This window comes from Streptomyces sp. NPDC054956, from assembly GCF_053609185.1.
On record NZ_JBSGXB010000245.1, the window covers coordinates 1 to 11,754 of the forward strand.

The following is an 11,754-nucleotide window of genomic DNA, read 5'->3' on the forward strand; positions in this document are numbered from 1 at the left end:
GGCCTATGGAGCTGGTGGCCATGGTCAGGGTCTTGCCGGTGGCCCCGGCCTCCTTGATCAGGGCCTTGGCCTGCTCGATGTCCTGGCCGGTGGGCGGCAGCCCGTCGAAGGCGGTCTTGAGGGTGTGCTCGGGCGCTGCGGCCCAGGCGGCGCGGGTGGTGAGGGAGTTGGTGGCGGTGCCCGCGCCGGCGAGTCCGGCCTTGACGAAGCCGGTGCGGTCGAGCGCCAGGGACAGGGCCCGGCGGACGCGGACGTCGCCGAGGGGGCCCTCCATGTCGGTGACGTTGACGTTGACGGTGCTCAGGCCCTCGCCGAAGTAGAGGGTGCCGGGGCCGCTGTCGCCGGCGTTGTTGCCGCCGATGCCGTGACGGCGGGCAGGGCGGGCAGGGCCGCCAGGGACGTGGTCAGCGCGAGGACCGTGGTGGCGCGGCGGGCGCGGCTCGTCCTGCGCATGACGGACCCTCATCTCATCGGATGGTCCGATGAGATCCGCCGCACGGCCTCCTGTACAGGATCACCGGCCGGTGTCGCGCTCAATGCCCCCGTTGCCGCGGAATCCGCCCCCGCCTGCCGTAGGGGGCGAGCGCCGCCCGCACCTCGGGGTCATCGATCGCGCGCGGCCCGCGCAGGGCCACTGCCGCGAGCGAGCCCCGCCCGCCCCGCTCCCGCCCCAGCTCCACCAGCAGCCGCTGCCCGGCGGGGGAGGCCCACGAGGAGTGCGCGTGCCCCTCGACGTGGGCGATGGCCAGGCAACCCAGCGTCAGGATCAGCGGCAGCGCGAACCAGCACAGGATGATCGTCGTGGTGGTCCCGGGCGTCGGCACGCACAGCGCGGCCACCGTCATGGCCAGGACCAGTACGGTGGCCTGCCGGACCGACCGGATGCCCTCGCCCACCTCCTGCCTGATCCCCGCGCGCAGCGCGAGGCCCGCGTCGCCCAGCCGGTCCGCGAGCTCCCGTACGGCCGGGTCCCGCTCCGCGACCGCCCGTACGGACTCCACCGGCTCCTGCCCGTCGGGCCCGAACGCCCCGAGTACGGAGCGCTCGTGCGGATCGCGGCCCACCGGGTCGATCACGGTGGCCCAGCCGGTGTGCGCGAGCAGCAGCCGCCGCTGACGCTGCATCGAGAGCAGCGTCAGCTCGGCCACCCGCCGCGGGCCGCCGGCCAGGTACGCGGCCTCGTACAGGCTCAGCTCGTCGTGCCGGCGCCGCGCGGCGGCCGGCGCACCCGCGGGCTCCACGGCTTCGCCGGCGGCTCTCAGGAGGCGGGTGCACGCGATCAGCACCCCTGCCCAGGCCAAGAGCAGGAACAGGACCCAGAACATGTCCGATTTCTACAAGGTGTAGAAGCCCGCGCATAGGTCTCTGCCGAGGTGTGAGCAGCTCGTGACGGGCCCGTGACGGGAGCTCAGGAACTGCTGCCGCAGCTGGAACTGGACGAACTGCTACAACTCGAACCGCTGGAGCCGCTGGAACAGCTCGAACTGCTGCTCCCGCAGCTGCTGCTCGACGAACCGCAGCTCGACCCCGACGAACCCGAGGAACAGCCGCCGCCGCCCGAGGACCCGCAGGCCGATCCGCCGGAGCCGCAGCTCGACCCGCCGGAGCCGCCCGACCCGCCGCCGTCGGAGCCCGCGCACCAGACGACCGGAATCGCCTCGGCCCCGGAATCCCAGGCGGAGTCCGAGCCGCCCGAGTGCGATGGCGCGTGCGACTGGGCCGCCGCCAGCCGGGTCCCGCGGGCCGCCGGCACCAACTGCTCGCGCAGGTACGGATCGCGCAGCCCGGCCAGCCCGAACAGCGAGGTCTGGACGTACGGGCTCTGGTCGGCCCGGTAGTACGCGCGGATGTCGCGCAGCGCGGCCGCGCCCGCCGGAGTGATCCGCTGCCGGGCGCGCCCGGCACCCGCGATGCCCATCACGATTCCGCCGATCAGAGCGGGAAACACCTCGATGATGAACGGCACCCGGACGGGGCCTTCCGTGAGCACGAAGGCGACGAACGAGAGCGGCAGCGACAGCATCAGCAGCACCCCGGACACCACCGCCTGGGTCACCCCCCAGCGCTGCCAGCGCCGCCGGCTGCCGGGCGCGGCGATCAGGCCGCGGGCGGCCAGCGCGTCACCGGTCTCCTGGACGGCCGGATCGCGCATGGCGGCGTACCGGATCTGGTAGAGCCAGCCCGACGGCGCGCCCTGATGGGCCTGGAGCACGGCCCGCTCGGCGGGGTCCGTCGCCCGCACCCCGGGCCGCAGCTGGACGATGCCCGGGCCGCCGACCACCATGCGGCCGTCGCAGAGCAGGGAGACGAGCGCGGCGTCCACCACCGCGCCGGGCCCGCCCGCCATGAAGGCGGCCTCGGACAGGTCGTGCAGCCGGGGAGCGGGACCGAGGGTGGAGGGCTGCGAACGCCGCAGACCGCGCATCAGGGTGACGGTCGAGGCGATGACGCCGATCCAGATGGCGACGGCGAGGAGGTCGAAGAGGTTCATGCCGCTCTCCCCGTCAGCGCACGGGCCCAGCGCACGACGCGGCGCGGCGGCCGCACCCCGGCCCGGTCCTGCCACCAGAGGGTGAGCCGGCGCCGGGCGGCGGGGTCGGCGGGCAGGTCCCGGATCAGCAGGTGCTCGGCGAAGTCCAGGGCGTCGCGCCGGTACCCCGAGGCCATGGGCCGGTTCCGGGCATAGCCGAGGAAGGCCTCGCGGAACGGCTCCTCCCCGCCCAGGATCCCGGGCAGCTCGGGGGCCAGCCGGGCCACGACCCCGGCCCGCTTGGCCGCCAGCGCCCGGGCCTGCACCCGCACCCGCTGCCCGTCGAACCCCTCGGGCACGGGCGTCCCCGCCACGAGCGCGGACAACAACGCGGCCTGCCCCACCCCCACCCGGGTCCGGACCTTCTCCCACTCGTCCCCGGCCGTGACGGACCCCGTCCCAGCCCCGTCGGCGTTTGAGGACCGGGTCCGGGCGGAGCCCACCCCAGCCCCGCCGGCGTTTGAGGACCGGGTCCGGGCGGAGCCCACCCCAGCCCCGCCGGCGTTTGAGGCGCGGGTCCGGGCGGAGCCCGGGGAACGGTGGAAGGGCGGGTAGGGGATCTGCCCCGCAGGGCCGCCCAGCAGCACACCCCGGATCGCGGCCAGCTCACCGGCCAGCTCGGCCTCCGCCGGGAAGTCGTCGTCCCGCTCCAGCAGCACCCCCGGAGGATCCACCCGAGCCCGCAGCTCCGCGAGAACGTCCAGCACCACCCGCGGCACAGGATGCGCGTGCGTGTCGTGCCACACCCCGTCCCGCTCCACACCCCCGGCGACGTGCACGTACGCCAGCGCCTCCAGCGGAATCCCGTCCAGTACGGCGGCCGGATCCTCCCCCCGGTTGACCCGGTTGGTGTGCAGGTTGGCCACGTCGATCAGCAGCCGCACCCCGGTCCGCTCGACCAGCTCCGTCAGGAACTGCCCCTCCGTGAGCTCCTCACCGGGCCACGTCAGCAGCGCGGCGATGTTCTCCAGCGCGAGCGGCACCGGCAGCGCGTCCTGCGCGATCCGTACGTTCTCGCAGAGCACGTCCAGCGCGTCCCGCGTCCGCGGCACGGGCAGCAGGTGCCCGGCCTCGAGCGCCGGAGCCTCCCCCAGCGCGGGGGTCCGTACGAACGCGATGTGCTCGGTGACGAGCGGCGCCCCCAGCGCCACCGCCCGCTCGCCGAGCGCGGCCAGCTTCGCCGGGTCCGGCCGGTCGGCGCCGCCGAGTCCGAGCGAGACCCCGTGCGGCACGACGCGGACCCCGCGGTCGAGCAGCCGCCGCAGCGACTCCGGCAGATGGCCGGGGCAGATGTTCTCGGCCACCACCTCCACCCAGTCCAGCCCCGGCAGGCCCTCCACCGCTTCCGCGATCTCCGGCCGCCAGCCGATGCCCACCCCCAGGTGTGCCATGGGCTCCATGTCCCCTCGCCCCCGCTCGTCGGTCCGTGTGTCGATGTCATGGCCCCGTCGGAGTCGAGCCAACCGCCGAGAGGGACGTTCAGAGCAACATTTGAGGTTCCCGAACGCCGGCCGCCGCCGAGGGGTGAGACGGCCGGGCCGGCAGGGGCGCGTGAGGTCGGCCGCGCTCGTGAGGTCGGCCGCGCTACAGCCGCGCCCGCAGGGCGGGGTGGTCCGCCACCACGGTGCACGAGCCCGGGGCGATTTCCGTGAAGCCCGCGTCCCGTACCACCGGGAGGCCGCTCGCGGAGAGCTCCGTCCACCGCTCGCGCGCGGCCGTGCGCACGGCCAGCCGGAAGCCGGACTCGCGCCACACGGCACGCTCCGCGCCGGTCAGCTCCCACCAGGCCAGCTGCGCCGCGTGCCCGGCCTGGGCCATGGCCTTGCCGGCGGACATGTCCAGATCCGGGTTGAGCCACAGCACCGGCAGGCCGGTCTCCGCCGGGGCCACCGGACCCGGGTCGTCCAGATCGGTGCCCGACACCTGCAGCTTGGCCAGTTCCTTGGGCCAGCCGTCCAGCGGGACCGGCGGGAAGACCCGTACCTCCGACACCTCACCGTGCACGGTGACGCCCGGCAGGGTCCCGGCCTTGCGCCACTCCGCCCCGCGCGCCCGGCGGACCACCTTGCGGATGCGGGCGTCCTGCCAGTCGCGGACCGCCTCGGCCCACTCGCCCTCGCCGGCCGACCGCTCGTCGGTCAGCAGCACCAGCACCGCGCGGGCCGCCGTCTCCAGGGCGTCCGTACGGGCCGGCGGCTCGGCCTTCTCGATCCGCACCACCAGCGGCAGCACGAACTGCGGCGCCTCGTCGCGGGCGATCCGCTCCTGCCGGAAGGGGCTGTCCGCCCCGACGGCGGGTACGTCGGTGTGCGCTTGCGTGTCCTCGGTGCTCATCCGGCCGATTCTGCCAGCATCCGCCTTCAGGATGATGTCCGAGGGGTCCCGGTCAGGCGAGGATCCAAGGCATGAAGAGTGATCTTTTCGCGTCCGAGAACCTGGCGCAGGCGGCCGCCGTACCCGGTATGACCCTGCAGAACGCCAAGTCCGTGAAGTACACCGTCAACGGTGAAATGCTCGCCCGTCAGGGCTCGATGGTCGCCTTCCGCGGCAACCTGCAGTTCGAGCGCAAGGGGCAGGGCATCGGCGGCATGCTCAAGCGCGCCGTGACGGGCGAGGGGCTGGCGCTGATGTCCGTACGCGGGCAGGGCGAGGCCTGGTTCGCCCACCAGGCGGGCAACTGCTTCATAGTCGAATTCGAGCCCGGTGACGCCCTCACCATCAACGGCCGCAACGTCCTGTGCTTCGACCCGAGCCTCGGCTACGAGATCAAGATGCTGAAGGGCGCCGGCATGACCGGCGGCGGCCTCTTCAACAGCCTCTTCACCGGTACCGGCAAGCTCGCCGTCGTCTGCGACGGCAACCCGATCGTCATCCCGGTCACCCCGCAGGCCCCGGTCTTCGTGGACACCGACGCGGTCGTCGGCTGGAGCGCCCGGCTGGAGACGGGGCTGCACCGGTCCCAGTCCGTCGGCTCGATGATCCGCGGCGGCTCGGGCGAGGCCGTTCAGCTCAAGCTCAGCGGCGAGGGGTTCGTCATCGTCCGCCCGAGCGAGGTCACCGAAACCGCAGCCGCGCATTGACCACGGACGCCGTGAGCCCCGGCACCCCGGCCCCGGACACCGTGACGCTGGCCGCGGTCGGCCGCCGCTACGGCGTGCGCCGGCCCTGGGTGCTGCGCGGGATCTCGATGGCGATCCCGCGCGGCGCCCTCGTGCGCGTCGAGGGCCGCAACGGCGGCGGCAAGTCCACCCTGCTGCGGCTCGTCGCCGGGCTCGACACCCCGAGCGAGGGGCGGATCACCGGCCGCCCGCGCCGCACCGCGTACGTCCCCGAGCGGTTCCCCGTCGCCCTGCCGCTCACGGCCGAGGCCTACCTGACCCACATGGGCCGGGTGCACGGACTGCGCGGAGCCGCCGCCCGGCGCCGGGCCGCGGAGTGGCTGGAGCGGTTCGGGGCCGCCGGGTTCGCGCGGACCCCGCTCGCTGAACTGTCCAAGGGCAGCAGCCAGAAGGTGGCCGTGGCGCAGGCCCTGCTCGCCGGGCCGGAACTGCTCGTCCTCGACGAAGCGTGGACCGGTCTGGACGGGGCGGCCCGCACCGAGCTCGACCGGGCCGTCGCCGAACGCACCGCCGCCGGGGCCGCGGTGGTCTTCGTCGACCACGATCCCGGGCGGCTGGCGGGCGCGGCCGACGCGCGCTACCGGGTCGAGGGGACCGCGCTGGTGGCCGTACGGGATCACGCGGATCCGGGGCCGTACGTACGCATCGAGGTGGCCGGGGCGGCCGGCTCCGCACTCCCGCCGGGGCTGACGGCCGAGCCGGCGGGGCCCGTGGGAGACGACGACGGCCGGCGCCTGGCGCTGACGGTGACCGCCGCGCGCTCCGATGCCGTGCTGCGCGAACTGCTCGCGGCGCGCCCGCCCTGGCACGTGGTCGCCGTACGCGAACTGGGGCCGCGGTCGCCGCGGTCGCCGCGGCCGGATCACGGGGAGCAGCCGTGACCGCCCGCCCCGCGGTCCTCGCCGCCCTGCTGCGCTACCGGGCCGCGCTGCTGCTGCGCTCGCAGCGCTGGCTCGCACCGCTGCTGCTGTACGCCGCCTTCCTGGCCGTCGGGGTCCGGCCGGGCGACCCGGTGCTGGACTCCCTCGGCTACGCGGCCGCCGGGCTGGTGCCGGTCACCGCCTGGCTGGTCCGGATCTGCGTCACCATCGAGCCCGCCGCCTCCCGCGACTGCGCGGCCGCCGCGGGAGGTCCCGTACGGGTGCACGCGGCGGCCCTGCTCACCGCCCTGGCCGGGGCGCTCGCGGCCGGGGGAGCGGGCGCGCTGGCCGTGCTGCTGATGTGCGACCGCACCGGAGTGCGCGCGGGGTCCGCCGGCCTCGCCGGAGCACTGGCCGTGGGCGCGTGCGTGGCCACCGGCACCGCGGTCGGGGCCCTGGGCAGCCGCCCGCTGGTCCGGCGCCCCGGGTTCGCCGTCCTGGCGACGGGGCTCGGATCGCTGCTGGCCTGGGGCCTCGCCGCGTCCCCGGCCCGGCTCGCGGTGACCGCCCTGGTCGTGGGCTCGCGCGAGCGGGTCGTGGCGCTGCCGCTGGCGGAGTGCGCGGTGGCGGTGCTGCTGGCCGCCGGGGCGGGGGCGGTGGCCTGCGCGGTCGCGGCCCGGCGGGGCTGAGTAGGCTCGTACGCATGGACGAGATCGAGCAGGGCGCGCCGGACTCCTCGTACTGCCCCGCCCCCGCGGCCCCCGCCGGGCGGGTGGCCGGGCCGCCGTACGCCGACTGCGTGCTGTGCGCGAAGCCCACCGAGTACGGGGTCGCCACACCGGGCATCGTGCTGTGCCCGGTGTGCGAATGGCAGGAAGCGCAGCGCACGGCCTGCTCCGGCTGAACCCCGGGGGCCGGTGGGGTCCCCGGGGCCTGCGGTGTCCCCGGGGCCTGCGGTGTCCCCGAACTACTTCCCGATGAGCTCGGACACCTTGACGAACCGGTAGCCGCGCTTGCGCAGCTCCGGGACGATCTTGCGGATGGCCTCCTCGGTGACCGGGGCGGCGCTGCGCGTGCAGTGCATGACCACGACCGACCCGGGCTTGACCCCGGACAGCACCTGCTCGGCGACCGCGCCCGGATCCTTCGCGAAGGCGTCCCCGCTGACCACGTCCCACTGGACGGCCGTGACCTTCGCCGTGGAGATCGCCCGCAGCGCCTGGTCGTCGTAGCAGCCGCCGGGGAAGCGGAAGTACGGGACGGTGTTGACGGCTCCGGCCTTGCGGAAGGCGTCGAAGGCCCGGTCCACGTCGGCGCGGGCGGCGGCCTCGTCGAGGGTGGGCAGCCCGTAGCAGGGGGACTTGAAGGCGTGGTGGCTGTACGAGTGGTTCGCGATCTCGAAGTTGGGATCGGTGCCGATGGACTTCGCCTGGTCCGGGTACTCCTCGGCCCAGCGGCCCGTCATGAAGATCGTCGAGGGCACCTTGAGGGTGCGCAGCGTGGAGATCAGCTGCGGGTTGTCGAAGTGCTCCCCGTTCGCCGCGCGCGGCCCCTGGTCGGAGGTCATGTCGGCGTCGAAGGTCAGCGCCACGGTCTTGTCGGTCTGCTGTTTCGCCCGGTCGAAGACGGGGGTCAGGCCGTTCGGTCCGGGCGCCATCGTCGGGGCCTTGCCGGGAGCACCGGCCTGGGGGGACCCGGACGCGGATGCGGACGCGGAGGGGGAGGCCGGGGCGGGCGCGGCGGCGGAGGCGGACGCGGCGGGGGTGCCCATACGGGCTTCGCGGCCGGCGTCCGAGGTGCCGGTGCCGCCTCCGCATCCCGCGAGGGCGGCACCGAGAGCGGCCACGGCCGCCGCTTTGCGCACAGAAATGGTCACGTACGCAAAATATATGACGATCCGATAATCGAGCTCACCGACAGGCGGTCGAGCACGCGGGCAGTCGCTCGGGCCTCACACCGTCAGCAGCCGCCTGCGGCACTCCTCCACATCGAAGTCGGGCTTCGGGTACTGCGGGTCGATGGCCTCCAGGTGTTCCAGCAGCAGCTTGCTGATCGCCCAGTTGCGGTACCACTTGCGGTCCGAGGGGACCACGTACCAGGGCGCGGCGTCCGTGGAGCACTTCTCCAGGGCCAGCTCGTACGCCTGCTGGTACGCGGGCCACGCGGCGCGCTCGGTGATGTCGCCCGGGTTGAACTTCCAGTGCTTGTCCGGGTTGTCGAGCCGCTCCAGGAGCCGCTTGCGCTGCTCCTCGTAGCTGATGTGGAGGAAGACCTTCACCACGCTCACGCCGTCGTCGGCGAGGGACTTCTCGAACCGGTTGATCTGCGCGTAGCGGCGGCCCAGCTGACTGCGCGGCGCCAGCTCGCGGACGCGGGCGATGAGCACGTCCTCGTAGTGCGAACGGTCGAAGATGCCGATCTCGCCCGGCTGGGGAAGCGCCTTCATGACCCGCCAGAGGAAGGGGTGGTTCTGCTCCTCGGGGGTGGGCGCCTTGAAGGCCTTGATCCGGCAGCCGGAGGGGTTGAACAGGCCGATCACGTGCTTGACCGTGCCGCCCTTGCCGCTGGTGTCCATGCCCTGGAGGACCAGCAGGACGCGGCGGCGGTCGCCGGCGGTGCTGGCGGCGTAGAGCCGCTCCTGGAGGGAGGCCAGCCGCTCGGCCATCCCGGCGGTGGCCGCCACGCCGGCCGCCTTGTCGGTGGGACCCGCGGGGGTGGCGCCCGGGTGGAAGCCGCCGAGGTCGACGCGCTCGCCGGCCGGGACGCGGAGCACCGGGCCGAGAGGGACGCCGGAGTCCCGGGCGGCGGCCTTGCGGGAGCCCTTGGGGGCCTTGGAACTCTCGGCGGAGATGCGGAGCAGTTCGCGCAGCGAAACGGGCTTGGGCTTGGGCTTGGACTCGGGCTTCTTCTCGGCCTTGGCGGGTGCCGCGGAGACGGACGCGGCCTTGCCCGGCTTCGTGTCCTTGGCCGGCTTCTCGGCCTCGGAGGCCTTGGCCGCCTTCCCGCCCTTGGCGGCCTTCGCGTCCTTCTCGGCCTTCGCGACCTTCTCGGCCTTGGCCGGCTTCTCGGCCTTCGCGGGCTTCCCGGCCCTCGCCGCCTTCCCGGCCTTCTCCGCCTTTTCCGCCTTCTCGGGCTTCGTGCTGTCCTTCTTGGCCACCGCTACCTACCTCGATCCCGTCGCTTCCATATGATCTTCCGGCAAAACGGACGGCGCCGCGAGATGGCGAAAGACCAGGCCGTACGGGCCGGAGGGCGTCTCCGGCAGGGCCTAGGTCACTGCCAGGGGCCCGTCACGGCGAAGGTGGTTCCGGGGGCGTACGCGTTGACGTACATGGTCCGGGCGTCCGGGGAGAAGGTGACGCCCGCGAACTCCCCCCACTCCGGCGCCCCGGGCCCGCCGATGTCGTCGGCGTTGCGCGCCATCGGGTAGACCTCGCCGCCGGGGGTCACCCCGAAGACGTACTGCGCGCCGCCGCCGTCCTCGCACACCATCAGGCCGCCGTCCGGGGCCAGGCAGATGTTGTCGGGGGAGTCGCCGGGCAGCCCGATGTCGGCGGCCGGGCCGAACAGGACGTCCAGCCGGATCCGGGCGCGCGCAGGATCGTAGAACCAGACCTGCCCGTGGTGGTCGGCCGGGGAGCCCTCGCGGGCCCGGGAGTAGCTGGAGACGAAGTACACGCCGTCGCCGCCCCAGTAGCAGCCCTCCAGCTTCTGCGCGTGGGTGATCCCGCCGGGTCCGAAGTCCTGGAGCCGGATCGGTGTTCCGGAGGCCGAGGGGTCCGGTACGGGGACCCACTCCACCGGGAACTCGGCCCCGGGCCGGTCCACCACCGCCAGGTTCGCCAGTCCGGGGACGCGCATGGCCTCCAGCGTGCCGCCGGCGCGCAGGGAGCCGGGGCCGCCGAGCGGTCGGGTCGGCAGGAACCGGTAGAAGAGGCCGAAGGGCTCGACGAAGGCGTCCTCGGTCTCGTAGACCACCCCGAGGTACGGGTCCACGGCGACGGCCTCGTGCGCGAAGCGGCCCATCGCGGTGAGCGGGACCGCGCCGGAGCGGAAGGGGTCGGCCGGGTCGACCTCGAAGACGTAGCCGTGGTCACGGGTGTAACCGGAGGTGCCCGCCCGGTCCTCGGTCTCCTCGCAGGACAGCCAGGTGTTCCAGGGGGTACGGCCGCCCGCGCAGTTGACGGCGGTGCCGGCGAGGGCGACGCGCTCGGCCGTGACCCCGCCCGCCGGGTCGAGCGCCAGGAGGGTGCAGCCGCCGAGGGCGGAGGGGTCGTACGTGAGCCCGTCCACGGGCGATACGCGCAGGGCGGCCGTGGTCCGGTTCTCGTGGTTGCGCACCACCCGGACGCGGCCGTTCCCGGCGTCGAAGGCGGCCATGCCGTCGCAGTTGGCCGGGACGGTGCCCTCGCCGGAGCGGAGCGGGTCGCCGGCGCGCGAGAGCACGCGGTACGTGAACCCGGCCGGCAGGTCGAGCAGTCCGGCGGGGTCGGGCACGAGCGGGCCGTAGCCACGGGCGGCGACACCCGCGCGGCGCGCTCCCGCACGGGTCCCCGACCCTGCTCCGGCTCCCGGCCCGGCCTTCTGCCCGTCACCGAAACCTGCTCCGGCACCGGACCCCGCTCCGGCTCCCGGCCCGGCCCCCGCGAAGAGCGCTCCGAGTGCTCCGGTGAAGGCGACGGAGCCGGCGGCGAGCAGACTGCGCCGGCTCATGGACATCGGCGGCATCGGCAACTCCAGGCGGCACGGCGGACATGCGAAGGCCCCGTGGTACCACGCCGCCCGCCCACCCGCACTCCGCCGCGCGCGGCCATCCCCTCACCCGGGGGTACGGGGCTCCACTGCGCGGAGCCGTCCCCCCGGCCCCTTCCCGCTGCGCCGGACCATGCGGCGCGCGGCGGGGCTCTGCCCCGGACCCCGCGCCTCAAGCGCCGGCGAGGCTGAAATGACGCTCCGCGCCATCCAGCCCACACCGGGCACATGCAGTCCACCTCGGGCACATCCAGCCCACGTCAGGCACATGCAGCCCCGCCGGCGTTTGAGGCGCGGGGGTTCGGGGGCGGAGCCCCTGCCCGGGTCCGGGGCGGAGCCCCGGGACGGGGGGCCGGGGGCGGAGCCTCCGGTTTCGGGAAGGGGCGGGGTGGGGGAGTCCCGCCGGTCAGGCCGGGCCTGCCGGCAAGGTGTCTCCGAGGGGGCCCGGCGGCCGGGTCGCCCGGCGAGGACGGTCGGGCCGCCCGGCGAGGAC

General features: G+C 74.7%; 12 protein-coding genes. 4 read left to right on the forward strand and 8 right to left on the reverse strand.

Annotated elements, in window-relative coordinates; genetic code table 11:
* The 5 genes from ACWGDE_RS29020 to ACWGDE_RS29040 form a co-directional block, all read right to left on the reverse strand.
* Window positions 1-466, reverse strand: a 466-nt coding sequence (locus ACWGDE_RS29020; protein WP_453391991.1) for an ABC transporter substrate-binding protein, incomplete at its 3' end; no start/stop codon positions are given.
* A 67-nt stretch (window positions 467-533) separates the two neighbouring features.
* Complete coding sequence (locus ACWGDE_RS29025) at window positions 534-1,325, reverse strand: TIGR04222 domain-containing membrane protein (RefSeq protein ID WP_453391992.1); 792 nt, start codon at window positions 1,323-1,325, stop codon at window positions 534-536.
* A gap of 83 nt (window positions 1,326-1,408) precedes the next feature.
* On the reverse strand, window positions 1,409-2,491 hold the full coding sequence (locus ACWGDE_RS29030; RefSeq protein WP_453391993.1) for a TIGR04222 domain-containing membrane protein: 1,083 nt from the start codon (window positions 2,489-2,491) through the stop codon (window positions 1,409-1,411).
* Entirely contained in the window at window positions 2,488-3,930 is a 1,443-nt protein-coding gene (locus tag ACWGDE_RS29035; protein WP_453391994.1) for a multinuclear nonheme iron-dependent oxidase, read from the reverse strand. The genes ACWGDE_RS29030 and ACWGDE_RS29035 overlap by 4 nt, the downstream gene beginning before the upstream one ends.
* Window positions 3,931-4,114: 184 nt before the next feature.
* Window positions 4,115-4,864 carry an aminoacyl-tRNA hydrolase gene (locus tag ACWGDE_RS29040; protein WP_453391995.1) on the reverse strand — a complete coding sequence of 250 codons (750 nt, stop codon included), beginning with the start codon at window positions 4,862-4,864 and terminating at the stop codon, window positions 4,115-4,117.
* Between the two features lie 71 nt (window positions 4,865-4,935).
* Here ACWGDE_RS29040 and ACWGDE_RS29045 point away from each other — a divergent pair, with 71 nt between their 5' ends.
* The 4 genes from ACWGDE_RS29045 to ACWGDE_RS29060 are packed head-to-tail and all read left to right on the forward strand — an operon-like array spanning window position 4,936 to window position 7,413.
* Window positions 4,936-5,610 carry an AIM24 family protein gene (locus ACWGDE_RS29045; RefSeq protein WP_453391996.1) on the forward strand — a complete coding sequence of 225 codons (675 nt, stop codon included), beginning with the start codon at window positions 4,936-4,938 and terminating at the stop codon, window positions 5,608-5,610.
* Window positions 5,611-5,651: 41 nt separating this feature from the next.
* Window positions 5,652-6,530, forward strand: a complete 879-nt coding sequence (locus tag ACWGDE_RS29050; protein WP_453392000.1) for an ATP-binding cassette domain-containing protein — start codon at window positions 5,652-5,654, stop codon at window positions 6,528-6,530.
* Window positions 6,527-7,198 carry an ABC transporter gene (locus ACWGDE_RS29055; protein ID WP_453391997.1) on the forward strand — a complete coding sequence of 224 codons (672 nt, stop codon included), beginning with the start codon at window positions 6,527-6,529 and terminating at the stop codon, window positions 7,196-7,198. Before ACWGDE_RS29050 ends, ACWGDE_RS29055 begins: the two co-directional genes overlap by 4 nt.
* 14 nt (window positions 7,199-7,212) lie before the next feature.
* Window positions 7,213-7,413, forward strand: a complete 201-nt coding sequence (locus ACWGDE_RS29060) for a hypothetical protein (RefSeq protein WP_453391998.1) — start codon at window positions 7,213-7,215, stop codon at window positions 7,411-7,413.
* A 63-nt stretch (window positions 7,414-7,476) separates the two neighbouring features.
* On the opposite strand, the gene ACWGDE_RS29065 is transcribed toward ACWGDE_RS29060, so the two are convergent.
* The 3 genes from ACWGDE_RS29065 to ACWGDE_RS29075 form a co-directional block, all read right to left on the reverse strand.
* Entirely contained in the window at window positions 7,477-8,385 is a 909-nt protein-coding gene (locus tag ACWGDE_RS29065) for a polysaccharide deacetylase family protein (protein WP_453391999.1), read from the reverse strand.
* Between the two features lie 75 nt (window positions 8,386-8,460).
* Window positions 8,461-9,360, reverse strand: coding sequence for a polyphosphate kinase 2 family protein (locus tag ACWGDE_RS29070; RefSeq protein ID WP_453392001.1), 900 nt, complete (start codon window positions 9,358-9,360; stop codon window positions 8,461-8,463).
* Between the two features lie 422 nt (window positions 9,361-9,782).
* Window positions 9,783-11,228, reverse strand: coding sequence for an alkaline phosphatase PhoX (locus ACWGDE_RS29075; protein ID WP_453392002.1), 1,446 nt, complete (start codon window positions 11,226-11,228; stop codon window positions 9,783-9,785).
* Window positions 11,229-11,754 lie beyond the last annotated feature (526 nt).